Origin of the sequence: Streptomyces rectiverticillatus, assembly GCF_013394065.1 — a bacterium.
Classification (GTDB): Bacteria; Actinomycetota; Actinomycetes; order Streptomycetales; family Streptomycetaceae; genus Streptomyces; species Streptomyces rectiverticillatus.
This window is the reverse complement of sequence record NZ_CP040752.1, coordinates 4,419,615-4,443,262: the sequence shown is the minus strand read 5'-3', so window position 1 is coordinate 4,443,262 and position 23,648 is coordinate 4,419,615. Positions and strand designations below refer to the sequence as shown.

General features: G+C 71.9%; 23 protein-coding genes. 11 read left to right on the top strand and 12 right to left on the bottom strand.

Annotated elements, in window-relative coordinates:
* Positions 1–18 precede the first annotated feature (18 nt).
* Positions 19–2,940 carry an FAD-binding and (Fe-S)-binding domain-containing protein gene (locus FGW37_RS19465; protein WP_246430453.1) on the bottom strand — a complete coding sequence of 974 codons (2,922 nt, stop codon included), beginning with the start codon at positions 2,938–2,940 and terminating at the stop codon, positions 19–21.
* A 92-nt stretch (positions 2,941–3,032) separates the two neighbouring features.
* Here FGW37_RS19465 and serC point away from each other — a divergent pair, with 92 nt between their 5' ends.
* On the top strand, positions 3,033–4,151 hold the full coding sequence (gene serC / locus FGW37_RS19460) for a phosphoserine transaminase (protein WP_179082214.1): 1,119 nt from the start codon (positions 3,033–3,035) through the stop codon (positions 4,149–4,151).
* Between the two features lie 52 nt (positions 4,152–4,203).
* Here serC and FGW37_RS19455 read toward each other — a convergent pair whose 3' ends face one another.
* The gene (locus FGW37_RS19455; protein ID WP_179082213.1) at positions 4,204–4,539 is read right to left on the bottom strand and encodes a peptidoglycan-binding domain-containing protein; all 336 of its coding nucleotides are present in this window, start codon (positions 4,537–4,539) and stop codon (positions 4,204–4,206) included.
* A gap of 196 nt (positions 4,540–4,735) precedes the next feature.
* On the bottom strand, positions 4,736–5,785 hold the full coding sequence (locus FGW37_RS19450; protein ID WP_179082212.1) for an SdiA-regulated/phytase-like domain-containing protein: 1,050 nt from the start codon (positions 5,783–5,785) through the stop codon (positions 4,736–4,738).
* 345 nt (positions 5,786–6,130) lie between these two features.
* On the opposite strand from FGW37_RS19450, the gene FGW37_RS19445 reads away from it, so the two are divergent.
* The 3 genes from FGW37_RS19445 (at position 6,131) to FGW37_RS19435 (ending at position 8,463) form a co-directional block, all read left to right on the top strand.
* Positions 6,131–6,442 carry a hypothetical protein gene (locus FGW37_RS19445; RefSeq protein WP_246430452.1) on the top strand — a complete coding sequence of 104 codons (312 nt, stop codon included), beginning with the start codon at positions 6,131–6,133 and terminating at the stop codon, positions 6,440–6,442.
* Positions 6,443–6,676: 234 nt separating this feature from the next.
* Positions 6,677–7,366 carry a GDSL-type esterase/lipase family protein gene (locus FGW37_RS19440; protein ID WP_179082211.1) on the top strand — a complete coding sequence of 230 codons (690 nt, stop codon included), beginning with the start codon at positions 6,677–6,679 and terminating at the stop codon, positions 7,364–7,366.
* Between the two features lie 101 nt (positions 7,367–7,467).
* Positions 7,468–8,463, top strand: coding sequence for an aldo/keto reductase (locus tag FGW37_RS19435; protein WP_179082210.1), 996 nt, complete (start codon positions 7,468–7,470; stop codon positions 8,461–8,463).
* 261 nt (positions 8,464–8,724) lie between these two features.
* Here the strand turns inward: FGW37_RS19435 and thpR are convergent, their stop codons facing one another.
* From thpR to FGW37_RS19420, 3 genes are all read right to left on the bottom strand, one after another.
* Positions 8,725–9,288 carry an RNA 2',3'-cyclic phosphodiesterase gene (gene thpR, locus FGW37_RS19430; RefSeq protein ID WP_179082209.1) on the bottom strand — a complete coding sequence of 188 codons (564 nt, stop codon included), beginning with the start codon at positions 9,286–9,288 and terminating at the stop codon, positions 8,725–8,727.
* An 82-nt stretch (positions 9,289–9,370) separates the two neighbouring features.
* On the bottom strand, positions 9,371–10,768 hold the full coding sequence (locus FGW37_RS19425; RefSeq protein WP_179082208.1) for an MFS transporter: 1,398 nt from the start codon (positions 10,766–10,768) through the stop codon (positions 9,371–9,373).
* Between the two features lie 27 nt (positions 10,769–10,795).
* On the bottom strand, positions 10,796–11,233 hold the full coding sequence (locus FGW37_RS19420) for a MarR family winged helix-turn-helix transcriptional regulator (RefSeq protein WP_058045817.1): 438 nt from the start codon (positions 11,231–11,233) through the stop codon (positions 10,796–10,798).
* Positions 11,234–11,531: 298 nt separating this feature from the next.
* Between FGW37_RS19420 and FGW37_RS19415 the strand changes: the two genes are divergently transcribed.
* The 3 genes from FGW37_RS19415 (at position 11,532) to FGW37_RS19405 (ending at position 13,381) form a co-directional block, all read left to right on the top strand.
* The gene (locus FGW37_RS19415) at positions 11,532–12,263 is read left to right on the top strand and encodes a ferritin-like domain-containing protein (RefSeq protein ID WP_246430451.1); all 732 of its coding nucleotides are present in this window, start codon (positions 11,532–11,534) and stop codon (positions 12,261–12,263) included.
* 128 nt (positions 12,264–12,391) lie between these two features.
* Complete coding sequence (locus tag FGW37_RS19410) at positions 12,392–13,168, top strand: VC0807 family protein (RefSeq protein ID WP_179082207.1); 777 nt, start codon at positions 12,392–12,394, stop codon at positions 13,166–13,168.
* Positions 13,169–13,189: 21 nt separating this feature from the next.
* The gene (locus FGW37_RS19405) at positions 13,190–13,381 is read left to right on the top strand and encodes a DUF1059 domain-containing protein (RefSeq protein WP_179082206.1); all 192 of its coding nucleotides are present in this window, start codon (positions 13,190–13,192) and stop codon (positions 13,379–13,381) included.
* 54 nt (positions 13,382–13,435) lie between these two features.
* Here FGW37_RS19405 and FGW37_RS19400 read toward each other — a convergent pair whose 3' ends face one another.
* Both FGW37_RS19400 and FGW37_RS19395 read right to left on the bottom strand, forming a co-directional pair.
* Entirely contained in the window at positions 13,436–15,880 is a 2,445-nt protein-coding gene (locus FGW37_RS19400) for an HAD-IC family P-type ATPase (RefSeq protein ID WP_179082205.1), read from the bottom strand.
* A 178-nt stretch (positions 15,881–16,058) separates the two neighbouring features.
* A complete protein-coding gene (locus FGW37_RS19395; protein WP_179082204.1) occupies positions 16,059–16,334 on the bottom strand; it encodes a DUF2530 domain-containing protein in 276 nt (91 codons plus the stop codon).
* A gap of 213 nt (positions 16,335–16,547) precedes the next feature.
* On the opposite strand from FGW37_RS19395, the gene FGW37_RS19390 reads away from it, so the two are divergent.
* The gene (locus tag FGW37_RS19390; protein ID WP_179082203.1) at positions 16,548–18,020 is read left to right on the top strand and encodes an NCS2 family permease; all 1,473 of its coding nucleotides are present in this window, start codon (positions 16,548–16,550) and stop codon (positions 18,018–18,020) included.
* A gap of 30 nt (positions 18,021–18,050) precedes the next feature.
* Here FGW37_RS19390 and FGW37_RS19385 read toward each other — a convergent pair whose 3' ends face one another.
* The 4 genes from FGW37_RS19385 to FGW37_RS19375 form a co-directional block, all read right to left on the bottom strand.
* Complete coding sequence (locus FGW37_RS19385; protein WP_179082202.1) at positions 18,051–18,212, bottom strand: hypothetical protein; 162 nt, start codon at positions 18,210–18,212, stop codon at positions 18,051–18,053.
* A 3-nt stretch (positions 18,213–18,215) separates the two neighbouring features.
* Entirely contained in the window at positions 18,216–19,508 is a 1,293-nt protein-coding gene (locus FGW37_RS19380) for a DUF418 domain-containing protein (protein ID WP_179082201.1), read from the bottom strand.
* 1,335 nt (positions 19,509–20,843) lie between these two features.
* Positions 20,844–21,089 carry a DUF6255 family natural product biosynthesis protein gene (locus tag FGW37_RS34180; protein ID WP_425506651.1) on the bottom strand — a complete coding sequence of 82 codons (246 nt, stop codon included), beginning with the start codon at positions 21,087–21,089 and terminating at the stop codon, positions 20,844–20,846.
* A 2-nt stretch (positions 21,090–21,091) separates the two neighbouring features.
* Positions 21,092–21,427 (bottom strand): hypothetical protein, encoded by a 336-nt coding sequence (locus FGW37_RS19375; RefSeq protein ID WP_179082200.1) that lies wholly within the window; start codon positions 21,425–21,427, stop codon positions 21,092–21,094.
* Between the two features lie 134 nt (positions 21,428–21,561).
* On the opposite strand from FGW37_RS19375, the gene FGW37_RS19370 reads away from it, so the two are divergent.
* From FGW37_RS19370 to FGW37_RS19360, 3 genes are all read left to right on the top strand, one after another.
* Positions 21,562–22,335, top strand: coding sequence for a GntR family transcriptional regulator (locus FGW37_RS19370; RefSeq protein ID WP_246430450.1), 774 nt, complete (start codon positions 21,562–21,564; stop codon positions 22,333–22,335).
* A gap of 28 nt (positions 22,336–22,363) precedes the next feature.
* Positions 22,364–22,909 carry a UTRA domain-containing protein gene (locus FGW37_RS19365; protein WP_179082199.1) on the top strand — a complete coding sequence of 182 codons (546 nt, stop codon included), beginning with the start codon at positions 22,364–22,366 and terminating at the stop codon, positions 22,907–22,909.
* Positions 22,910–23,038: 129 nt separating this feature from the next.
* Positions 23,039–23,566, top strand: coding sequence for a YceI family protein (locus tag FGW37_RS19360; protein ID WP_179082198.1), 528 nt, complete (start codon positions 23,039–23,041; stop codon positions 23,564–23,566).
* The last annotated feature ends 82 nt before the right edge of the window (positions 23,567–23,648 follow it).

The window sequence follows — 23,648 nt, the reverse complement described above, 5'->3', positions numbered from 1 at the left end:
AATCAAGCATGCTTGCCTTTATTTTTCGGTCAGTTGTACGGGTGAGGGATGGCCGAGGGCCTCGGCGAGCACCTCGGCCAGGTGCCGGGCCCGCCCGGCCCCGTCACGGCCGCCCGCGAGCTGGGCGATCTGCGTACGGCAGGAGAACCCGTCGGCCAGGACTTCCACCGCCGCCTCCGCACCACGTCCGGCGGCGGCCTGCCGCAGGGCGGGCAGCAACTGCTCCTCCGCGCACGCCACGGACACCTCGTAATGGCCCGCTTCGAACCCGAAGTTCCCGGCCAGGCCGCAGCATCCGCCGCTGAGCGCACCCACGAGGCCGGCGCGCTCGCGCAGGCGGCGCTCGGCGGCGTCGCCGAGGACCGCATGCTGGTGGCAGTGGGTCTGACCGGCCACGGGGCGGTCCAGGCGGGGCGGCTGCCAGTGCGGGGCGAGCTCTTCGAGGGTCTGGGCGAACGTCCGGATGCGGGCGGCGAGTCGGTGCGCGCGGGGGTCGCCGGGAAGCAGCTCGGGGAGATCCGTACGGAGCGAGGCGGCGCAGCTGGGCTCCAGCACGGTGACGGGAAGACCGGCGGCCAGCGCCGGGGCCATGAGATCGAGGGTGCGGCGCATCTCCTTGCGGGCGCGGTCGAGTTGGCCGGTGGAGACCCAGGTGAGGCCGCAGCAGGGCGCCTTCGGCGGGACGGCGATACGGAGGCCGGCGCTCTCCAGTACGGTCACGGCGGCGCGGCCGACCTCCGGGGAGAGGAAGTTGGTGAAGGTGTCGGGCCAGAGCACGAGGTCCGCGCCTGCGGCGCGGATTCTTTCCCGGCCCCGCCACCACCGCGCGAACGTCTCCTCCGCCAGTTGCGGAAGGTCCCGTTCCAGGGCGAGCCCCCCGAGCCGTTTCGCCGCCGCAGCCACCGGCCCGGTACCGGCCAGCCGGTTGACCGGCCCGGCCGCCCGGAGCTTCGCCGCCCCCCGGAGCCACACCGGCAGCCATCCCATCGCGTAGTGCGCGGCGGGCCGCACCCGGCCCGCGTAGTGGTGGTGGAGGAACTCCGCCTTGTACGTGGCCATGTCGACGCCCACCGGGCAGTCGCTGCGGCATCCCTTGCACGCCAGGCACAGGTCGAGCGCCTCGCGGACCTCCTCCGAGCGCCACCCGTCCGTGACGACCTCGCCCGCCAGCATCTCGTGCAGCAGGCGGGCCCGGCCCCGCGTGGAGTGCTGTTCCTCGCCCGTCACCCGGTAGGAGGGGCACATCACGCCCGCCCCGCCCGGAACGACCTCCGTCTCGCGGCACTTGGCGACGCCGACGCACCTGCGCACGGCCCCCGCGAAGTCCCCGCCGCCCTCGCCGTCCCCGGGGTAGGCGAAGACGACCGGCACCCGCCTGCTCGGGAGCACATCGAAGCGGAGGTTCTCGTCCAGCTTGCGCGGGCGGGCGAGGATGCCCGGGTTGAGGCCGCCGTCCGGGTCCCAGACGTCCTTGAAGCGTTCGAAAAGGCGAACGACCTCGGGTCCGTACATCTTCGGCAGGAGTTCCGCCCGCGCCTGCCCGTCGCCGTGCTCGCCGGACAGCGATCCGCCGTGTGCGACGACCAGTTCGGCGGCGTCGCCGGAAAAGTCGCGAAAGCGCCGCACGCCGTCCGGGCGGGTCAGGCCGAAGTCGATGCGCACGTGGATGCAGCCGTCGCCGAAGTGGCCGTAGGGCGCGCCGTGCAGCCCGTAGCGGCGCAGGAGGGCGCGGAAGTCGCGCAGGTAGGCGCCGAGCCGGGCGGGCGGGACCGCGCAGTCCTCCCAGCCGGGCCACGCCTCGGTGCCGTCGGGCAGGCGGGTGGCGGTGCCTGCGGCGTCGTCGCGGATGCGCCACAGGGCGCGCTGCCCGGCCGCGTCCGCGACGACCGTGCAGCCGGTGGCGGCCGGGGCCGCCACCCGGGCGATCTCCTCGGCCCGCGCCCGGGCCTCGGCGGCCGTGCCGCCGCCGGTCTCGACGAAGAGCCATGCCGCGCCCCGGGGCAGACCGGCCGCCGCGGCGGGGCCGACCAGGTCGGCGGCCATGCCCTCGACCGTCAGCGGGCGGTGCGGCAGCAGCAGCGGGGCGGCGTCGGCGGCGGCGCTCTCGTCGGCGTACCCCAGCACCGCCAGTACGCGCGCCCGCGGCGCCTCGACCAGCCGTACGGTGGCCTCCGTCAGCACCCCGAGCGTGCCCTCGCTGCCGGTGAAGGCGCGGGCCACGTCGGCGCGCCGTTCCGGAAGCAGGGCGTCCAGCGCGTATCCGGAGATGCGCCGCGGGAGGTCGGGGAACCCGGTGCGCAGCAGCGCCAGTTCACCCTCGGCCAGGCCGCGCAGGCCCGCGGCGAGCCGAGGCGGCAGGCCGTCGTACCCGCGGGAGAGCCGCGCCCGCTCGCCCCCGTACGTCAGCACGTCCAGCTCGTGGACGTTGTCGGCGGTCGTCCCCCAGGCCACGGAGTGCGCGCCGCACGCGTTGTTGCCGATCATGCCGCCGAGCGTGCACCGGCCGTGCGTGGACGGGTCGGGGCCGAACGTCAGCCCGTACGCGCCTGCCGCGGCCCGGAGCGCGTCGAGGACGACGCCCGGCTGGACGACGGCCGTACGGGCCTCCGGGTCGATCGCCGTGATCGCGTTCATGTGGCGGGTGAAGTCCAGCACCACGCCCGTGCCCGTCGCCTGCCCGGCGATCGAGGTGCCCCCGCCTCGGGCGACGACCGGCACGCCGTGCTCGCGGCAGACGGCGAGGGCGGCCGCGACGTCGGCGGCGTCGCGCGGGGCCACGACGCCGAGGGGCACGCGGCGGTAGTTCGAGGCGTCCATGGTCATCAGGGCGCGGGCGGCGGCGCCGAAGCGGACCTCGCCCCGCACACCCTTGCGAAGGACAGCCTTCAGCTCTTCGTTCGGCCCTTCGTGGTCAGCATCACTTTCCACAAGATCAGCCATACCCCCCATAGTGCCCCGGAGCCCCCGGTTCCACCGTCTCACCGAACGGACGTTTTACTGATCGGGATCACCGCACGCACTAGGCTGCCTGCGTGGCTGATATCCAGATTCCCGCTGACATCAAGCCCGCCGACGGTCGCTTCGGCGCGGGCCCGTCCAAGGTGCGTACGGAAGCGCTCGCCGCGCTGGCTGCCACCGGAACCTCTCTGCTCGGCACGTCCCACCGCCAGGCCCCGGTCAAGGGCCTGGTCGGTGAGGTGCGCAACGGCGTGCACGAGCTCTTCTCCCTGCCCGATGGCTACGAGGTGATCCTCGGCAACGGCGGCTCCACCGCCTTCTGGGACGTCGCGACGCACGGCCTCATCGAGACCAGGTCGCAGCACCTCACCTTCGGCGAGTTCTCCTCCAAGTTCGCCAAGGCCGCCAAGCTCGCGCCGTGGCTGGAGGAGCCGACCGTCATCTCCTCCGAACCCGGCACGCACCCGGAGCCGAAGGCGGAGGCGGGCGTCGACGCCTACGCCTTCACCCACAACGAGACCTCGACCGGCGTCGCCGCGCCCCTCAAGCGCGTCGAGGGCGCCGACGAGGGCGCGCTCGTCCTGGTGGACGCCACATCCGGCGCGGGCGGCCTGCCCGTCGACATCGCCGAGACCGACGTCTACTACTTCGCCCCGCAGAAGTCCTTCGCCTCCGACGGCGGCCTGTGGCTCGCCGTCTTCTCGCCCGCGGCCCTGGAGCGGGCGGCGCGCGTGCACGCCTCCGGGCGGCACATCCCCGAGTTCTTCTCCCTGCCGACCGCGATCGACAACTCCCTGAAGAACCAGACGTACAACACCCCCGCCCTCTCCACCCTCTTCCTGCTCGACCAGCAGCTGAAGTGGATCAACGGTCAGGGCGGCCTGGACTGGGCGGTGCGCCGCACCGCGACCTCGGCCCGCACGCTGTACGGCTGGGCCGAGGCCTCCGAGCACGCGACGCCGTTCGTGACCGACCCGGCCAAGCGCTCGGCCGTCATCGGCACGATCGACTTCTCCGAGGACGTGGACGCGGCGGCCGTCGCCAAGGTCCTGCGCGCCAACGGCATCGTGGACACCGAGCCGTACCGCAAGCTGGGCCGCAACCAGCTGCGCGTCGCGATGTTCCCGGCGATCGACCCGGCGGACGTGGCGGCCCTGACGGCCTGCATCGACTACGTGATCGAGCAGCTGTAACGGACTGCCCCCGCCCGTTCAAGATGCGGGGTGCGGGGTGCGGGGTGCGGGGTCAGCTGTGCCGCAGCTGGCCCCAGGTCTCGGGCCCGACGACGCCGGTCGGGTCCAGACCGCGCTTCTCCTGGAAGCGCTTGGCGGCGTATTCCGTCTCGGCTCCGAAGACGCCCTCGGTCTCACCGGATTCCGAGTCCTCGAACCGCGGGCCGAATCCCCAGAAGCCGAGCAGGCACTGGGCTTCCCTGACGGTGTCGCCCTCGGCACCGAGCCGGACGGTCGGCGGCGTGGTCCGGACGTCGTATTGGCACTGCACGCCCTCGAGATCGGCCGCCGCGGCGGATCCGGTCGTGAGGGCTGTGGCGCCGGCGAACAGCGCGGCGGCGAGCGTCAAAACCGCGGCGTTACGGCGACGTGATGATCGTAAACGGGATTCCATGGTCCACCTCGTGTGATCTCCTGGGGCCTCGCCGGTCGGCGATGGGTCTGGACATTAGAGATCAACACAGCGTGGCAACAAGCAATTTATTCAGCTCATTCAGCGGGGCAGCGGGACAGCGGGACAGCGGGACAGCGAAAGCCCACCGACGCTACCGACGGGACCGCCGGAACAGCCTGCGCACTCCGACGACCGACACGGCCGCCACGACGAGGGTTCCGGCCCCTATGGCCAGGGTGCGGTTGCTGCTGCCGCCATCGCCGTCACCGGAGTCGCGGGAGGCGCCGGCGGCGCCCTTGCCGTCGTCACCGTCCCGCGGCTTCGGCGCGACCGTGTCCGGCAGCAGGTCGCCCTCCAGCGCAACGGGCTGGACGGAACTGCGCTTGCCCTCCGTGCCGTACATCAGGGTCCGGCCGTCGGCGGTGAAGGTGACCGACTCCCCCTGGCGCTGCAGCGGAACGCTCGGGCGGCCGATCTCCTCGGGGCGGCCGTCGCGCCAGCGGTACTCGATCGCGTCGAAGTAGCCGCGGACGACGAGCCGGGTGCCGTCCGGGGAGAAGGCGCCGTCCGTGGCCCATGTGCCGATGTCCGCGGTCCGCCGGAAGACGTTGACGCCGGACGCGGACAGCTTCTCCGGAGCCGCGTACAGCGCGCCCTTGCCCGAGCGCTTCTTGCTGACGACGTACACGCGCCCGGTCTTCGGGTGCACCATCAGCGACTCGGCGTCGCGCGGGCCGTCCTCGTAGCGGACGGTGTAGCGGGTGGGGGTGACGGTGGTGTCCTTGAGGGTCTTCGGCTCGGCGAAGCGGTAGATCCACACTTCCTTCCAGCGCCCGCCGAAGTTGTCCCCGATGTCCCCCACGTAGAGCGAGCCGTCCGGGCCGAGGGAGATGGCCTCGACGTCGCGCGGCGTGATCCCGGCGAGGGTGACGGTCGCGACCGTACGGCCGGTGCGGCTGTCCACGGCGTAGATGTACGGGCCGTCGTCGCTGTCGTTGTGCGTCCAGTACACGCCGGGGTGGGTGCGGCTGGCGGCCAGCCCGCTGGACTCCTTGATCCGCGGGTCCTCGATGGTGAAGGCGGTGGCGCCGGCGGCAGCGGCCTGCTGCGCGGCTTCGTCGCCGTCGGCCAGGGCCGGGCCGGCGGGCAGCACGGCGAGCGCGGCGGCGGCGAGGGCGGCGAGGATCGGGCGTGGACGCATGGCTCCAAGCCTGCCATCCGGCCGCGCGCCGCGGGGTGGGGCGCGGCCGGGGCGGGCCCGGCGGGCGCGGTACCGAGCGGCCCCGCCACGGCGCCGGTGCGACCGGCGCGCGCCCCCGCCCGCCGCGCGCCACCCGCCCGGAACGCGACACCCCCGCTTTCCCGCGCGCCTCTCTGATCTGCACCCCGTCCCGGACACCTCTGCAAATACGGTGAATATTCGCCAGCCCCGCGGCCGAAAAGCGCCAACCCATAGGAACTCATTGGCGAATTACCGCACTGCAGTACGCCGAGTCTCCCGTTAGGTTTCCGTTCGAACGGCAATCAGTTCCAGGGAGGGAAGTCAATGAAGCGCATCAAGCGCCGTCTGGCCTACGCCGCCGTGGGTTCGATCATGGCGGCCGGCACCAGCCTGGTGGGGGCCTCGGCCGCTTCGGCAGCACCGGCGCCGCACGTCTCGTCCTGCGACAACTACAGGAACAACGGGACCGTGTGGACGGCCAACTGCCGCGTCGACTACGGCCAGTCCCAGTCGTGGACCCGCTGTTCCGACGGCACCTACCTGTACGGCTCCTGGGTGGGCAAGGGCTACTGGATCTTCAGAGGCGACTGCTCCGGCCACGGCCGGGTCGTGAGCTACGGCCACACGGACCGCTGACCCGGCGCGAGCCGGTGACGTGACACCCTGACGGCTTCCGCCCCGCCGGCATTCGACGGGGCGGATTCCGGCTCCCCCGCCCGCCGGCCCCGCACCGCTGCTTTGTTTTATGCAAAAATAATTCACTTTGATTTGCGGGAGAAAAGGCCTTGCCCGGACGGCGCGGCGACCGGCGGTCCGGCCCACGCACCCCTCTCGTGCCCCACCCGCCCCACGATCCGCGATGATGTACCCATGCGGATCATGTTCGTCGGCGACTCGATGACCATCGGTAGCGCCGGTGACCACACATGGCGCTACCGCATGTGGCAGCACCTCAACGCGACCCACGGCGGCCCGTACAAGATCGTCGGCCCGCGCCGCGAGCTGTACGACCCGGCCGCCGACGCGCCCGTCTCCCACGCCTACGGCGCACCCGGCTTCCCCGAGCGCGCCCGCGCGCACCTCGCCGGCTGGGGCGAGGGCTGGCTGCACATGGCCCCGCTCATCGGCGACGCCGTACGGACCGGCCGCGCCGACACCCTCCTCGTCTCGCTCGGCCTCATCGACCTGGGGTTCTACACCGACGCCGGGCAGACGGCCGAGAACGTGCACCGCTTCGTCACCGAGGCGCGCGCGGCCAACCCGCGGATCCGGGCGGTGCTGCTGCCTGTCATCCGCAACGTCCGCGCCCTGGCCGACCCGGCGTTCGCCGACGAGTGCGAGCGCTTCAACGACCTCCTCGGCAAGGCCGTCGCCGAACTCGGCACGCCCGGCTCGCCGCTGCTCCTCGCCTCCCGCCCGGAGGGCTGGGACATCGACCGCGACACCTACGACGGCACGCACCCCAACGCGGCCGGCGAACACCTGCTGGCCGCCGCCTTCGCCGACGCGATGCACCAGGCGTGGGGCGTGGGCGCGCCGTACCACCCGGCGCACGACTGACGCCCACGCACGACTGAGACACCCACGCTGCCGGACGGGACACGCCGTCCGACGCCCGCCCTCTTGATTGGAGTGCACTCCAGGGCGTTGGCTGGTCCGCTATGGAGTACACGCAGCTCGGACGCACGGGACTCAAGGTCAGCCGGCTCGTCCTCGGGACGATGAACTTCGGCCCCCAGACGGACGAGGCCGACAGCCACGCCATCATGGACGCCGCGCTCGACGCGGGCATCAACTTCTTCGACACCGCCAACGTCTACGGCTGGGGCGACGACAAGGGCCGCACCGAGGAGATCATCGGCACCTGGTTCGCCAAGGGCGGCGGCCGCCGCGAGAAGGTCGTCATCGGCACCAAGGTGTTCGGCAACATGGGCGCGGACGGCGCCGACTGGCCGAACCACGACCGCCTGTCCGCCGTCAACATCCGCCGTGCCGTCGAGGGCAGCCTCCGCAGGCTGCAGACGGACCACATCGACCTCTACCAGTTCCACCACGTCGACCGGGCCACGCCGTGGGAGGAGATCTGGCAGGCGGTCGACGTCCTCGTCCAGCAGGGCAAGATCGTCTACGCGGGCTCCTCCAACCACGCGGGCTGGCACATCGCCCAGGCCAACGAGACCGCACGGCGCCGCGGCTCGCTCGGGCTGGTCAGCGAGCAGTGCCTGTACAACCTCGCCGAGCGGCGCGCCGAGATGGAGGTCGTCCCGGCCGCGCAGGCGTACGGGCTCGGGGTGATCCCCTGGTCGCCGCTGCACGGCGGGCTGCTCGGCGGCGTCATCCGCAAGGAGCGGGAGGGCGGCAGTGCCCGCGCCGCGTCCGGCCGCTCCGCCGACGCGCTCGCCAGCACCAAGGTCCGCGAGCAGGTGCAGGCCTACGAGAACCTGCTCGACAAGCACGGTTTGGCACCCGGCGAAGTGGCCCTCGCCTGGCTGCTCACCCGCCCGGGCGTGACCGGCCCGATCGTCGGCCCGCGCACGGCCGACCAGCTCGCGTCCGCCCTGCGCGCGGCCGAGCTGGAGCTGTCCGGCGAGCTGCTCGCCCAGCTGGACGAGATCTTCCCGGGCCCGGGCCCGTCGCCGGAGGCGTTCGCCTGGTAGGCCCGTGAGGAAGTGGACGTGGACGTGGACTCGTGGGGCCGGGCGCGCAAGGTCGTGGCGTCCGCTCCCCCGCTGAAGGCCCCGGCCGGAAGCCCCCCGCGCCCGGCCTACGGCGTCACTTCACCGCCGCCACCACGGCGACGACGACGAGCATCGCGGCGAGCGCGGCGGTCATGATGCGGTTTCTGGTCTTCGGGTCCACGCATCGAGCGTAACGGGCGGCGGGTGGTGGCCCGGCCGTCGGGCCCCGCCCGCATGCTGCTACCCGCCCAGCTCCCAGGCGGCCACCGTCTCGTAACGGGGACGCTCCCCGGGAGCGCCGCCGGCCGGAAGCCGGCTCCGCATGAGCTCCAGGCGCGCCACGGTCCACGGCGTGCCGCTGAAGCCGGCGAGGCTCTCGGCGTACGGCCGGAGGTTCACCGGGCCCGCGGCGCGGGCGAGGGTGAGGTGGGGGCGGAAGTCGTGCGTGGTGTCGACGGCGACGCCCGCCCGGCGCGCCCCGGCCGCGGCCGAGCGCGCCAGGTCGCGCAGGATCGTCCGCTCGCCGTCCGCGCCGACCCACAGCACCCGGTCCCCGAACCGCCCGCCGCCGGCGAAGCGCAGTTCGTGCGGCGGGTGGCGGTGGGCGGCGCGCCCCAGCCGCTCGGTGAGCTCCGGCAGCAGCTCCGGGTCGACCTCGCCGAGGAAGGCGAGCGTGAAGTGCCAGCCGGACGGCTCGGTCCAGCGCAGCCGCTCCGCACCGGGCAGCCCGCGCAGGGACGCGGTGGCGTCCGTCAGCTCGACGACGGCCGCCTCGGGCGGCAGGACAGCGGCGAAGAGTCGCATGGAACCAGTCTCCCCTTTGGGCAGGGGTTTACGGATCCGGCGCCGGAGGGTTCGGAAAGGGACGGGCCGCGCCGGTCGCCGACTACGCCGCCGTCGCCAGCCCCTCCGCCGGTGCCGGCTCGCGCGGGACGAAGGCCACGTGCGGATGGCCGCGCCGTAGGTCGATCTTCAGGCGCAGGCCGCCGACCCGGGCCAGGGCCAGGCCCACCCCGGTCGCCGCGAGCGTGGCGACCGCGCCGCCGGCGAGGAAGCCGACGCGGGCCCCGTAGGCGTCGGTCACCCAGCCGACCAGCGGGGCGCCGAGGGGCGTGCCGCCCATGAACACCATCATGAACAGGCTCATGACACGCCCGCGCATCGCGGGATCCGTGGCCAGCTGCACGCTGGAGTTGGCGGTCACGTTGATCGTGAGGCCGAACATCCCGATCGGCACGAGGAGCGCCGCGAAGACCCAGAACGAGGGCGCGAGCGCTGCCGTGATCTCCAGCAGGCCGAAGAGCAGGGCGGCGCCGACGAGGAGCCGCAGCCGCGAGCTGCCCCGGCGCGCGGCGAGCAGGGCGCCCACCAGGGAGCCGCCCGCCATCAGGGTGTTGAGCAGGCCGTAGGTGCCGGCGCCGCCGTGGAAGACGTCGTTGACGAAGGCCGTGAGCCAGATCGGGAAGTTGAAGCCGAAGGTGCCGATGAAACCGACGAGGACGATCGGCCAGACGAGGTCCGGCCGCCCGGCCACGTAGCGCAGGCCCTCCCTGAGCTGGCCCTTGCCGCGCGGCGCGCGGTCGACCTTGTGGAGCTCGGAGGTGCGCATCAGCAGCAGTCCGGCGACGGGCGCGACGAAGGACAGGCCGTTGAGGAGGAACGCCCAGCCGCTGCCCACGGCGGTGATCAGCACACCGGCGACGGCGGGGCCGACCAGGCGCGCGGACTGGAAGTTGGCGGAGTTGAGGCTGACGGCGTTGCGCAGGTCGGCGGGGCCGACCATCTCCACGACGAAGGCCTGGCGGGCGGGGTTGTCGACCACGGTGACGAGGCCGAGCGCGAACGCGGTCAGGTATACGTGCCAGACCTGCACATGTCCGGAGAGGGTGAGGACGGCGAGCGCGAGCCCGGTGACGCCCATGGCCGCCTGGGTGGCGACGAGCAGCCTGCGCTTGGGGTAGCGGTCGGCGATGACACCGCCGTAGAGCCCGAGGAACAGCATGGGCAGGAACTGCAGCGCCGTGGTGATGCCGACGGCGGCGGACGAGCCGGTGAGGCTGAGGACCAGCCAGTCCTGGGCGATGCGCTGCATCCAGGTGCCGGTGTTGGAGACGACCTGGCCGGTGGCGAAGAGGCGGTAGTTGCGGATTCTGAGTGAACTGAAGGTGCCGCCCTTGGGCCCGGGGCTCGTCGTCCGGCCGGGTTCGTTCAGGGCGGCGCTGCGTATGGCGTCGTCGTGGCTGTTCGGTGCGGGTGCGGAGTCTGCTCCGTGTCCCGTACTCAAAGTGGGTTCGCCTCCTCCTTGCGCGTCTTACAGGTGCGCGAGTTTCTCGAGGACGGGTGCCGCGGCGCGCAGCGTCGCCCACTCGTCCTCGTCGAGCCGCCCCACGAGCTCGGTGAGCCAGACGTTCCGCTTGCGGCGGCTCTCTTCGAGCATGGCCTCGGCCCGCTCGGTCTGGGTGACCACCTTCTGGCGGCGGTCCTCGGGGTGCGGCTCCAGCCGGACCAGGCCCTTGGCTTCGAGCAGGGCGACGATGCGGGTCATCGACGGGGGCTGCACGTGCTCCTTGCGGGCGAGCTCGCCCGGTGTGGCGCTGCCACAGCCGGCGAGGGTGCCCAGCACCGACATCTCCGTGGGGCTGAGCGATTCGTCGACCCGCTGGTGCTTGAGCCGACGCGACAGGCGCATGACACCGGAGCGCAGGGAGTTCACTGCTGCGGTATCGACATGGGGGTCCCGGTCCGACATGTTCTTTAGCTTAACTCATTACCCGGGCTAAATAAAGCGGGTTCACCAGGGCGCCCGGCGGCACCGCCCGCGAGCACCGGAAGCACGGCGGGGAAGCGTGGGCGCCCCCTTGCCCCCTTGCGTGCGCCGGGACGAAACGTATGATCACCGGACTATCACGGCGAATCATCGGGGGAACGCCATGAGTGCACGTACGAGCATGAGCGCAGGCGCAGGCACAGGCACACGCACAGCTACAGGCAGGAACACGACCGCAGACCCGGGCGCGGTTGCGCCGCCGGCCACCTTCGCCGACTGGGTGCAGCACTTCGCCGACGAAGCCGAACGGCGGCGGCGGACCGGCGACCCGGACTGGACGCAGGACGTCCGCCTGCCCCGCGCCGTCCGCAGCAGCCTCCAGCGCTTCCAGGTCGGCGAGAGCGGCGACGGCGCGAACCTGATCGGCAAGGCGGACCGGGCGGGCGACCCCGATTACGCCGCCGCCGTCCGCCTCTTCGTCGCCGAGGAGCAGAACCACGCGCGCCTGCTCGCCCGGCTGCTCGCCGCCGACGGCGCGCCGCTCCTCGACGGCCACTGGAGCGACGCGATCTTCATCCGGGTCCGGCGGCTGTTCGGGCTGCGCCTGGAACTGATGGTCCTCACGATCGCCGAACTCGTCGCCGTCCCCTACTACCGGGCCGTCCGCGACGGCGTCGGGCAGGCGCTGCCGTCCGAGGTCGCGGCCCGCATCCTGGCCGACGAACAGCGCCACATCCCCTTCCACTGCCTGCGTCTGCGCCGGTCGGTGGGCGCCCTGCCCCGGCCGCTGCGCCGCCCCGCGATGGCCGGCTGGCGGGCGCTGCTCTGCGCCGCCGCCGTCTTCGTCGCCGTGGACCACGGGGCGGCGCTGCGCCGGCTCGGGGTGCGGCGGGGGCGGTTCGTCGCCCAGGTGACGGGGCTGGCGGGCGCGGTCGTGGCGGACGTCCTCGGCACGGGCCCCAGCCGTACGGGCGGGGGCCGCCCGTCCCTGCCCGTCATGTCCGGCCGCTGACAAAAGTCATGGTCAGCCGTGGATCAACGGCACTGCCGGAGGCACCGGGCCGACCGCGAAGGTAGGCGTACGCCCGGAAGCCGCACGGCTTACGGGGCACACACCGCAGACCCGGGGGGCCTCCGATCATGAGCAACACGTCCGTCAGTGCACCGTCGACGCCGTCCACGCCCGCCGCGCCGTCCACGCCCGCCCTACCGCGGGGGCGGGCGCTCTGGGAGAGCTTCGCGCCGCTGGTGGTGGACGCCGTCCTGCCGATGGCCGCGTACTACGCGCTCAGCAAGGGGTTCGGCCTGGGCACGGTCGCGGCCCTGGGCTGGAGCAGCGCGCTGCCCGCCGCGCGCACGGTCTGGGGCCTGGTGAAGGACCGCCGGCTCAACGGGCTCGCCGCGCTCATCCTCGCCGTCAACATCGTGGGGCTGCTGCTCAGCACGGTCAGCGGGGACGCCCGGCTGATGCTGGCCAAGGACAGCGCCGTGAGCAGCGTCGTCGGCCTCGTCGTGCTGATCTCCGCGTTCGGGTCGCGGCCGCTGATGACCACCGGACTCAAGCCGTGGGTGGTCAAGGGCGACCCGGTGCGGCTGGCCGCCTGGGACCGGCTGTCGGCCCGCGACGCGCGGTTCCGGCGCACCGAGCGGACGTTCTCCCTCGTGTGGGGGACGGCGCTGCTGGCCGAGTGCGTCGCCAGGGTCGTGGGCGCGTACACCCTGCCGGTCGACACGATGGTGTGGCTGGGGAACGTGATCCTGGGCGTCGCGGTCGTCGCCGCGATGCTGGTCGGCGGCGGGCTGGCCGCCGACCCGATGGAGAAGATGGTCGACGCGGAGGTCGGGGAGGGCACGGAGGGCGCGAGCAGTGTCGGCACGGCCGCCCCCACCGCCTACGCTGGAAGTGCGGCCCAGTGAACGAACACCCGGGAGGCCGTCATGACCAGGAAAGTCGCCGACTGCCGCCGGCCGCCCAGTGAGACGGACTGCTCGCTGACCATCACCGGCGAGGAGGACGAGGTCGTCCGCACCGCCGACGAGCACTCCGTCTCCGTACACAAGCAGCCGGACAGCCCGGCACTGCGCGAGCAGATCCGCGAAATGCTGGAGGACGAGCAGGCCAGCGCCTGAGGAGACGCTTAGACGCTTGGACGCTTCCCCCCGCACTCGTCGTGGCTCAGTGGCTCACGCGGGGAAGCGCCGGTCCACCCAGCGCCACGCCAGCTCCAGCGCCCCGGCGGCCGTCACCGCGATGGCGACGGCGGCCCAGGGCATGGTGGTGCCCACGAGCTTCAGCGCGAAGAAGTCCTGCAGCCAGGGCGTGACGAGCACGACGAGGAAGCCCGTGCCCATGGCCAGGACGAGGCCGATCCGCCACCACGTGTACGGGCGCGCGATGATCGCGAGCACCCACAGGGAGATCAGGAAGAGCGTCAGCGTCGCCGCGCTGGTCTCCGCGTCCAGGGCGCCCGTGCCCGCGTAGTGGTGCCGCGCCAGCAGGTACGCGGCGAAGGTCGCGGCCGCCGCGATGATCCCGGCCGGGATGGCGTACCGCATCACCCGGCGCACGAAGTGCGGTTTCGCACGCTCCTTGTTCGGCGCGAGGGCCAGGAAGAAGGCGGGCACGCCGATGGTGAGCGTGGAGAGCAGCGTCAGGTGGCGCGGCAGGAACGGATACGGCACCTGCCAGCAGACCACGAGGATCGCCAGCAGCACCGAGTAGACGGTCTTCGTCAGGAACAGCGTCGCCACGCGCGTGATGTTGCCGATGACGCGGCGTCCCTCCGCCACCACCGACGGCAGCGTGGCGAAGCTGTTGTTCAGCAGCACGATCTGGGCGACGGCCCGCGTCGCCTCGGAGCCCGAGCCCATCGCGACGCCGATGTCCGCGTCCTTCAGCGCGAGGACGTCGTTGACACCGTCGCCCGTCATCGCGACGGTGTGCCCCCGGGCCTGCAGCGCGCCGACCATGTCCCGCTTCTGCTGCGGGGTGACCCGCCCGAAGACCGCGCTCTCGTCCAGGGCTGCGCCCATCTCCTCCGGGCCGGCGGGCAGCCGCCGCGCGTCGACCGGGCCCTTGGTGCCGGTCAGGCCCAGCTTGGCGGCCACGGCGCCGACGGAGACCGCGTTGTCGCCCGAGATGACCTTGGCGGAGACGTTCTGCTCGGCGAAGTAGCGCAGCGTGTCGCCCGCGTCCGGGCGCAGCCGCTGCTCCAGGACGACCAGCCCCGTGGGCCGGACGCCGTCGGTGACGCGCGGATCGTCCAACTCGCGCGCGGCGCGGGCCAGCAGCAGCACCCGCAGCCCCCGGGCGTTGAGCTCCTCGACCTGGGCGAGCGCCGGGGCCTCCGGGGCCAGCAGCACGTCGGGCGCGCCGAGCAGCCACGTACCGCTCTCGCCGTCGGGGGTGCTCAGCGCGGCGCCGCTGTACTTCCGGGCGGAGGAGAAGGGCAGCGACTCGGTGCAGCGCCAGCGCACCGGCGCCGGATAGGCGTCGATGATCGCCTGGAGGCTGGCGTTGGGGCGGGGGTCGGCCTCGCCGAGGGCGCCGAGCACCTGGCGCACGTAGGCCTCGTCCGCCGCTTTCGCCGCGCCGCTCGCATCCCAGCCCGCCGCGCCGCCCGCCTCCCTGCCGACTTCGCCGTCCAGCAGGCGCAGCTCGCTGACGTCCATGCCGCCTTCGGTGAGCGTGCCCGTCTTGTCGAGGCAGACGACGTCGACGCGGGCCAGTCCCTCGATCGCGGGCAACTCCTGCACCAGGCACTGCTTGCGCCCCAGCCGGATCACACCGATCGCGAAGGCCACGGAGGTGAGCAGCACCAGCCCCTCGGGAACCATGGGCACGATCCCCGCGACCATCCGCCGGACCGCTTCCCTCCAGTCGTTGTCCTGGATGATCCACTGGCTGATGATCAGGCCGACCGCCGTCGGGGCCATCATCCACGTCACGTACTTGAGGATCCGGCTGATGCCGGTGCGCAGCTCGGAGTGGACGAGCGTGAAGCGGGACGCCTCCTCGGCGAGCTGGGCCGCGTACGCCTCGCGCCCGACCTTGGTGGCGGTGAAGGCGCCGCCGCCCGCCACGACGAAGGACCCGGACATGACGGGGTCCCCGGTCCGTTTCAGCACCGGGTCGGCCTCACCGGTCAGCAGCGACTCGTCGATCTCCAGCCCGTCCGCCTCCAGGACCCGGCCGTCCACGACGCACTTGTCGCCCGGCCCGAGCTCGATCACGTCGTCGAGGACGATCTCGCCGGTCGGGATCGCACAGGGTGCGCCGTCGCGGCGCACGGTCGGCTTCGCCTCGCCGATGACGGCGAGCGAGTCGAGGGTCTTCTTGGCCCGCAGCTCCTGGATGATGCCGATCGCGGTGTTGGCGACGATCACGAAGCCGAAGAGGCCGTCCTGGATCGGGCCCACAACCAGGATGATCAGGAAGAGGACGCCGATGATGGCGTTGAACCGGGTGAAGACGTTGGCCCGGACGATCTCGGTGGTGGAGCGCGAGGAGCGGACGGGTACGTCGTTGACCTCGCCCCGGGCCACCCGCTCGGCGACCTCGGGCGCACTCAGGCCCGGGTGCGGCGCCGGCAGGTGTTCCTCGGTCGCGGTCTGCGCCGGATCGCTCATGAATCCGACGGTACGGGGGCGCTGGGCGCTGTGCCTTTCGAACGGCGGGATGGCGTACGACTCGACGGATCGCAACCGCGGAGACCGGCCACGGCGGCGGAGACCGGCAGACCGGCAGAGCGGCAGAGCGGCAGAGCGGCAGAGCGGCAGAGCGAGCCTCGTCGGACGGGCTCCGGGCCTAGCGGGCCGTGCTTCCCGCCGCTTCGCGGCGATCGGCGTCGCGACGGATCGCCGCGTCGCGCTTACGGACGTACCAGATGCCGATCAGGCCGAGCCCGCCGCCGGCCAGGCACGTCCACACCCACCACAGGTGCCCGTGGTCCCGGAACCAGCCGTAGAAGGGGATCTGGACAAGGAAGAGAACGAACCAGATGACGGTGCCGCCGGTGATGGTGGCGACGACGTTGCCCTCCAGGGGCTCCGGCGCTTCGTGCCTCGGTGTCCACTTCGTCATGGGCGCAAGCGTAGTCCGTGGGCGTGCGCCCCGCGCGAACCCTTGGCACATAAGGGTCTACGCGCGGAGATAGCAATCGCGAGCTTGTTTATTCATACTGAATCGAACGGAAAATGACTGGCCGGTTTCGTTTGATCATACAGTTCATGATCCATTCGCGTGTCCCCCCGCCGCCTACGTCCCCCCTGTAGGCCCATCCGACTGAGGTCCCGTATGCCCACCTCGGCCACTTCCCCGGTCGACGCCCAGCAGCCGCCCACGCCGCCGTCCCAGCCCAAGGGCGCCCTCGACCGGTACTTCCGGATCAGCGAGCGCGGCTCCTCCGTCTCCCGGGAGATCCGCGGCGGCCTGGCCACCTTCTTTGCGATGGCCTACATCGTCGTCCTGAACCCGATCATCCTCGGGGCCGGTCAGGACAAGTTCGGTCACCAGCTGGACAATGCCCAGCTGGTCACGGCCACCGCCCTGATGGCCGGGCTCAGCACCGTCCTCATGGGCGTCATCGGCAACGTGCCGATCGCCTGCGCCGCCGGCCTCGGCATCAACGCCGTCGTCTCGCTCCAGCTCGCACCCAAGATGAGCTGGCCGGACGCGATGGGCATGGTCGTCCTGGCGGGCCTGGTGCTGATGGTGCTCGTCGCCTCCGGCCTGCGGCAGCGCGTCATGGACGCCATCCCGGGCGGGCTGCGGCGCGCCATCGCGATCGGCATCGGCCTGTTCATCTCGCTGATCGGCCTGGTCGACTCCGGCTTCGTCACCCGCAACCCGGACGCCGCCCACACCACCGTGCCGCTGGGCCTCGGCCAGGGCGGCCAGCTGCAGGGCTGGCCCGTGCTCGTCTTCGTCGCCGGCCTCGCCCTGACGTTCATCCTCGTCGTACGGAAGACGCGCGGCGCGATCCTCATCGGCATCGTCGTGATGACGTTCGTCGCCATCCTGATCAACTCGCTCGCCAAGATCCCCGGCAACAGCTGGGGCCTGTCCGTCCCCCAGGTGCCGGACAAGATCGTGGGCGCCCCCGACTTCGGCCTCATCGGTGACATCAGCCTCTTCGGCGGCTTCCAGGAGGTCGGGCTGCTGACCGGCTGCCTGTTCGTCTTCACCGTGCTGCTCTCGGGCTTCTTCGACGCGATGGGCACGATCATCGGTGTCGGCGAGGAGGCCGGGCTCACCGACGAGAACGGCCAGCTGCCCAACATGGGCAAGATCCTGATGGTCGACGGCATCGCCGTCGCCGGCGGCGGCCTGGGCTCGGCCTCGGCCAACACCTGCTTCGTGGAGTCCACGGCGGGCGTCGGCGAAGGCGCCCGCACGGGCCTCGCCAACCTGATGACCGGCGGTCTCTTCCTCCTCACCCTGGTCTTCACCCCGCTCGCCACGGTCGTCCCCTCGCAGGCCGCCACGCCCGCTCTGCTCGTCGTCGGCTTCCTGATCATGGCGGCCAACGTCAAGGAGATCGACTGGAGCGACTTCACCATCGCGGTGCCGGCGTTCCTGACGATCATCGCGATGCCGTTCACGTACTCGATCACCAACGGCATCGGGATCGGCGTACTCGCCTTCATCCTGCTGCGGATAGCCGACCGGCGGGGCCGCGAGATCCCGTGGCTGCTCAACGTGGTCGGGCTCTGCTTCCTCGTGTACTTCTTCCTCGACCCGATCGAGCAGATGCTGGGCGTGAAGTGATGCCGGGCGTGAAGTAACGACGCCGCGGCCTCACACCCTCGCCTCGCCTTGCCCCCCGGTGACCACGGCCACCGGGGGCTTTGCGTTCCCGGCCGCCTCGGCTTTCTCGGCCTCCTCGGCCTCCTCGACCTTCTCGACCTTCTCGACCTTCTGGGCCTTCTGGGCCTTCTGAACATGTGGTCCAGCGGCCACTGCCTACCTGTACATCAGCCGCCGCAGCACCGCCTCCACCGGCCCTCGCCGTCCCCGCCGCTCCAGCGCGTACGCCCCGGCCACCGTCACCAGCCACACTCCCACCGCGAACAGGGCCATCGTGGCGCTGGTCAAGCGGGCGCCTATGCCCAGACCCCAGGCCGCGAGCAGCGGGGCGAAGAGCAGCGAGTGGGCGAGATAGCTGGACAGTGACCGTTTGCCTACGGCGGATATGGCCGTAACAGCCACTGCGGCCTTGGCTTTCCCTCGCACCGCCCGCCCGCTCCACCAGTGCACGAACAACGCCACCACTGCGACATAGCCGAGCCCGGCCCCGTACCCGGTGACCTCCCGAAGCACCGTCAGCGCCCCCGACTCGCTCTGCGCGTCGTCCGGCACATCGAGCACCCCGACGTGGGCGAGGGCCGCCGGCAGCGCGCCGAGCCAGCCGACCGCTATGCCGAGGACCACCGTGCGGCGCAGCAGCGGCAGGTGGCGGCCCGGCTCCTCCAGGATGCGGCGGCGCGCGGCCCAGAAGCCGAGCAGGAAGATGACGTAACCTCCGCCGATCAAGGAGAAGGGAGCAGCGGTGAAGGTGACGAAGAGGCCGGTCGCCAGCCGGGTCCCGGCTGCCGCGAACCAACTCTCCTCGCCCGCCCCGTAGGCCGCGGCCCCCGGTTCCGCACCCGCGTCCCCCAACGACCCCAGCTCCCCCTGGAGTAGCGCCGATATGACCGGCTGAGCGGACACGATCACCAGTTGCGCAGTGGCGATCGCGATCCACCACTTCAGGGCGCGCTCGCTCCGCCGGAGGAAGAGCGGGGCGAGGGCAAGGCTCAACAGCCCGTAGTAGCCGACGATGTCGCCCGCCATGAGCAGGGTGGAGTGGGCGAGCCCGATGACTATCAGGAGCAGGCTGCGCCTGCGCAGGATCCTGACCGCGTCGCGTTCGCCGGCGGTGGTGGTGGCGGCAGCAGCGGCGGTCAGGCGCAGGAAGAGCTGCATCATGCCGTAGCCGAAGAGGAAGGCGAAGAGCGGATAGACCCGCAGGTCGAGCGCCGTGATCATCGCGAACTGGACCGCGTGGTCCAGCCACCCCCCGGTCACGGGCTGCCATCCCGAGGGCCCGTACGCGGACTTCCACAGGTGGAACGCGGTGTTCGACAGCGCGATGAACAGCAGCATGATCCCGCGCGCAAGATCGGGCGCGAGGGCCCGCTCAGCGGACCGCACGCCGTCACGGCGCCGGGCTGGGACCGGGGTGCTGCCGGCCCCGTCCGTGGTGTCGACCGTCATGCTTCGACGCTAGGGAAACAGCAGGTAGCGAGGCATCCGCCTTTGGTCTAGGGGCACATCACCTTCGTCTAGGGGCCAAGTCACCTTCGTCTAGGAGCACACCATCTTCCGGCTGAGGACCCACCACCTTCCGTCAGGGAGCAGCGGCTGGGCTGGTGGTTAGCGGCCGGTGGCGGGCGGCGGGTAGGCGGGTGATGGGTAGGCGGGTGGCGGGTAGGCGGGTGGCGGGTGCGGTACAGGCCGGCCATGGGCGCCTGCTGGGTTCCGTCCGGTGGCCGACTGTCCCTGGGTGGGGGGTTGGGGTCAGGGCAGGCTGGCAGCGGGGGAGGGGTGGGGGGCGGGGGTTTGGTGGTTTGGCTGTGCGGCCGGTGGGCGGTTGGCCGCCGTACTCGCGCCGTCACGGATGCGGGCGCGTGAGGAGACCTTGCGCATAGGCCTTGGCTGAGGGGGAGCTGGCAGCTGCCGCGATGTGGTTCCTCCCGTCGTGGGCGCTTCGCTCAGCGCGCCACCATCGTGGCCGAGCGGGCGGCTGTCCCATGGGTGGGGTTTCTGTGACCCGGGCACCCTGGTGAGGCCGCCGAGACACCCGGCCACCACGCTCAGACCACTTATCCGCCGCCCTACGGCACAGGCCGGGAGCTTGCGAGGCCGAGGGACCCTCCTGGGCCTGCTGAGGTAGCTAGCCGCCGACCCTGGCCACTTATCCGCTGCGCTACGGGCTCGGGCGGCGGGCTTGCGCGGCAAGGGGCCCTGCTGGGCTGCTGAGGCGGCAAGCCGCCACCCTCAGCCGCCTATCCGGCGCCGCTACGGACCAGGAGCAGGGACTCGCGAGGCGAGAGAGCCCTGCTGGTGCAGTTGAGGCACTCAGCCGCCGTCTCGGACCACTTATCCGCCACCCCACGACCCGGCCCCGGTTGATTTCCGGGCCCCGAGGCGCCACCCCCACCAACCCGCAGCCGGACGCCCAACCACCACGTACGCGCGCTGAGCGAAGCGCCCCCACCGGCCCCAGCCACATCGCGGCAGCAGCCAGCTCCCCCTCAGCCACAGACGGACAGACCGGTCTCCTCACGCGCCCGCATCCGTGACGGCAGGAGTACGGCGGCCCACCACCCACCGGCCGCACAGCCAACCAACCGAACCCGAGCCCCCCACCCCTCCCCCCGCTGCCAGCCTGCCCTGACCCCACCCCCCACCCAGGGACAGTCGGCCACCGGACGGAACCCAGCAGGCGCCCGTGGCCGGCCTGTACCGCGTGCCACCTCAAGCCCTTGCCCGCCCCCTACCCCTCCCCCCGCTGCCACCCTGCTCTGACCCGCACCCCACCCACGGAACTCAACCCCAACCAGCGGGCCACCCCGACGAGCGCACCCTTCCCCGCCGGGTGACCAGGGACACCCGCTGAGCAGCCACACGGTCCGCGGCAAGCCCGGCACGACGGGGCGAAGCGGTCGCCTCCGGAAGGCCCGGCGGCCTCAGCGCCGCGTACTCACTGAAGCGAACGGTCCCGCAGTCACGGCAGCACGCCTGACCCCGGGTCCGGGCCGCCCAACCCCCACGGTGCGTACACCTTCCCCGCACACTCACGCACCCCCCATATGCACGATCCGCCAATGACGACGCTGGAGCACCAACGCATCCCCCGTCGTGAGCGGGTCATCCCCGGCGGCGGCTTCCCTGTAAGCGGCGGCCAGTTGCGCACACTCCACACACTCGTACATCGGCCGCGACCCGGCCGGCCACAACCCAGCAGCCTCCCGGTCCTCCCGCGTCGCAAGCCGCAACGCGGCAAACGGCGCCTCCCACTCGAGCCCGCCGCCGGGACGGCGCAGCGTCACACGGCTTCCCGCGCCACCGACCACCTGCGCGACCCGCCCCTCCCACGTGTCCACCACAAACGCACCGATCCTGTACGTCATCACTACGCACCTCCCGAGTCGGGGCAGTATCGCTATTCGCGAATAGCAGCAAGGTTTTGGGCGGCGGCAATCCCCGTCAAGTCGCATACGGTGGGGGGAAGTAAGGGCGGAAGGGTCGACACGCGGAGGACATCGTGGGCCACAGGGAGGCAGGAGCAGCAGACCGTCGCTCACTGCATGAGCGGATCGCCGCGGACCTGCGCGACGAGATCATGAGCGGCGACCTGGCCCCTGGCGACAACCTGCCGAGCACCACACAGCTCAAGGCGAGGTTCGACTCCTCCAGCGCCACAGTGCAGAAGGCGCTGCAGCTGCTCAAGGAAGAGCGCTTGGTCATCGGGCGGCCGGGCACTGCCGTCACCGTGCGCCCGCGCCGACAGCGGACCATGCACCCCGCCGCCTACATGGCACCGGCAGCCACCGGCGCTCCGTATCGCTGGCTCACGGAGGCGTCGAAGCACGGCGGGCAGGCGAGCACCAAGTTGCTGGAGGTCGCAGAGACCGTTCCCCCGACGGACGTCGCCGCCGCCCTGAACCTCGCCGAAGGGGCCGCAGCGCTGCTCCGCCGCCAGCTCCTGCTGATCAACGACGAGCCGGTCGAACTGGTGAAGTGTTACTACCCCTTGGCCATCGCCCGCGGCACGGCTCTCATGGAACGCCGCAGGATCAAGGGTGGCACGCCGACACTTCTGGCCGGGCTGGGATTCCCACCGCGCCTCAGCGTGGACAAGGTTGCGGCCCGCGTCCCCACCCAAGAGGAGTACAGCGCCCTGCAACTACCGAGCAGCCTGCCCGTTCTTCGGACCTTCCGAGTTCTGCGCACCGACAACGAGCAGCCGATCGAGGTCGCAGTCATGGCCAAAGCCGGGCATCTGTACGAGCTGCAGTACGAGTTCACCGCCGAATAGCCGCCGAATAGTGGGACAAAGGATGCGCATGCAGAGTGACGCCCGCTGGGTGAGCAGTTCTCTGCCCTATCTTCGGGCCAGGCCCGACGGCAGTGCCGACGCCTGGAGTGCGGAAACCGCCACGCAAGGGCGTCGTGGGCGGCAGAAGATCGTCCACGCCGGTGAAGTGCCCGCCCCGGACGCCGTCGCCGGGCTGCTCGGCGTCCGGCCCGGTGAGGTCGTCGTCGTGCGGCGGCGGCTGATGGTGCTGGACGACCGGCCCAGCGAGCTCACCGACACCTACTACCCCGTCCGTATCGCCCGCGGCACCCCGCTCGCCGGGACCGCGAAGATTCGCGGCGGGGCCGTCACCTTGCTGGCGCGGCTCGGGTACGTGGGAGCGACCGTCCGCGAGGACGTCGTCGCGCGGATGCCCACCGACAGCGAACGGCAGGCGCTCGACACCGCCCCCGGCGAACCCGTCATCCAGCTCACCCGGCTCACCCTCGACGGCGCCGGGCAGCCCATCCAGGCGGATCAGATGATCATGCCTGCCCACCGTCAGCGACTCCGCTACGAGATCACCCTGTCGTAAGGGTCTCAAAGGTCTCAAAGGTCTCAAGGGTCTCAAGGGTCTTCGGTTTGCCGTTCGAGCGGGCTGGAAGCCCGATACCGTACCGGCCAGGGACCGTTGCACCGGCACCGGCGGGAGGGGAACCGCTCCATGGCCATCCAGGGCGCAGACCAGAAGAACGGGCCCTTACCGGGCGTCTACCGCATCGACCCCGAGGCGTCGAGGATCCGGTTCCGGATGCGGGCGCTCTTCGGGCTGTTCCCCATCAAGGGGACCCTCTCCGTCGCGCACGGCCGCATCGCCGTCGAGGAGCCCGAATCCGCCTCCACCGTCGAGGCCGTGATCCCCGTCGACAGCTTCTCCAGCGGGCACGCCCAGCGCGACCGGCACGTCCGCTCAGCCGATTATCTCGACTCGGCGCTCCATCCCGAGATCCGTTTCCACGGTGGCGACGTGCGCCGCCGCGCGGACGGAGAGGTGACGGTGCACGGCGAGTTGACGGTGCGCGGTGTCGCCCGGCCGTTGGTGCTGACTCTGGATCAGGTCGTCGCGGACGGATCGCGCTTGACCTTGCAGGCCACGGCCGTCGTCGACCGCTACGCCTTCGGCGTCACCCACGCCAAAGGGATGACGGGCCGTCGGCTGCGGATCGCTCTCGACGTGGTGGCCGTGCGCTGACACCCCCGCGCGCCCACGCCGATGCCGTGCGCTCCCGCCGCCCCCTTCCGTTCCCCCTGTCGTCTTCCCGGAGAACCGGTAC

Coding starts and splice junctions, on each gene's coding strand:
- FGW37_RS19405 (WP_179082206.1), top strand. CDS start 13,190: ATGACCAGGAAAGTCGCCGACTGCCGCCGGCCGCCCAGTGAGACGGAC.
- FGW37_RS19375 (WP_179082200.1), bottom strand. CDS start 21,427: ATGACGTACAGGATCGGTGCGTTTGTGGTGGACACGTGGGAGGGGCGG.
- FGW37_RS19420 (WP_058045817.1), bottom strand. CDS start 11,233: ATGTCGGACCGGGACCCCCATGTCGATACCGCAGCAGTGAACTCCCTG.
- thpR (WP_179082209.1), bottom strand. CDS start 9,288: ATGCGACTCTTCGCCGCTGTCCTGCCGCCCGAGGCGGCCGTCGTCGAG.
- FGW37_RS19410 (WP_179082207.1), top strand. CDS start 12,392: ATGAGCAACACGTCCGTCAGTGCACCGTCGACGCCGTCCACGCCCGCC.
- FGW37_RS19395 (WP_179082204.1), bottom strand. CDS start 16,334: ATGACGAAGTGGACACCGAGGCACGAAGCGCCGGAGCCCCTGGAGGGC.
- FGW37_RS19445 (WP_246430452.1), top strand. CDS start 6,131: ATGAAGCGCATCAAGCGCCGTCTGGCCTACGCCGCCGTGGGTTCGATC.
- FGW37_RS19400 (WP_179082205.1), bottom strand. CDS start 15,880: ATGAGCGATCCGGCGCAGACCGCGACCGAGGAACACCTGCCGGCGCCG.
- FGW37_RS19380 (WP_179082201.1), bottom strand. CDS start 19,508: ATGACGGTCGACACCACGGACGGGGCCGGCAGCACCCCGGTCCCAGCC.
- FGW37_RS19435 (WP_179082210.1), top strand. CDS start 7,468: ATGGAGTACACGCAGCTCGGACGCACGGGACTCAAGGTCAGCCGGCTC.
- FGW37_RS19450 (WP_179082212.1), bottom strand. CDS start 5,785: ATGCGTCCACGCCCGATCCTCGCCGCCCTCGCCGCCGCCGCGCTCGCC.
- FGW37_RS19360 (WP_179082198.1), top strand. CDS start 23,039: ATGGCCATCCAGGGCGCAGACCAGAAGAACGGGCCCTTACCGGGCGTC.
- FGW37_RS19365 (WP_179082199.1), top strand. CDS start 22,364: ATGCAGAGTGACGCCCGCTGGGTGAGCAGTTCTCTGCCCTATCTTCGG.
- FGW37_RS19390 (WP_179082203.1), top strand. CDS start 16,548: ATGCCCACCTCGGCCACTTCCCCGGTCGACGCCCAGCAGCCGCCCACG.
- FGW37_RS19440 (WP_179082211.1), top strand. CDS start 6,677: ATGCGGATCATGTTCGTCGGCGACTCGATGACCATCGGTAGCGCCGGT.
- FGW37_RS19465 (WP_246430453.1), bottom strand. CDS start 2,940: ATGGCTGATCTTGTGGAAAGTGATGCTGACCACGAAGGGCCGAACGAA.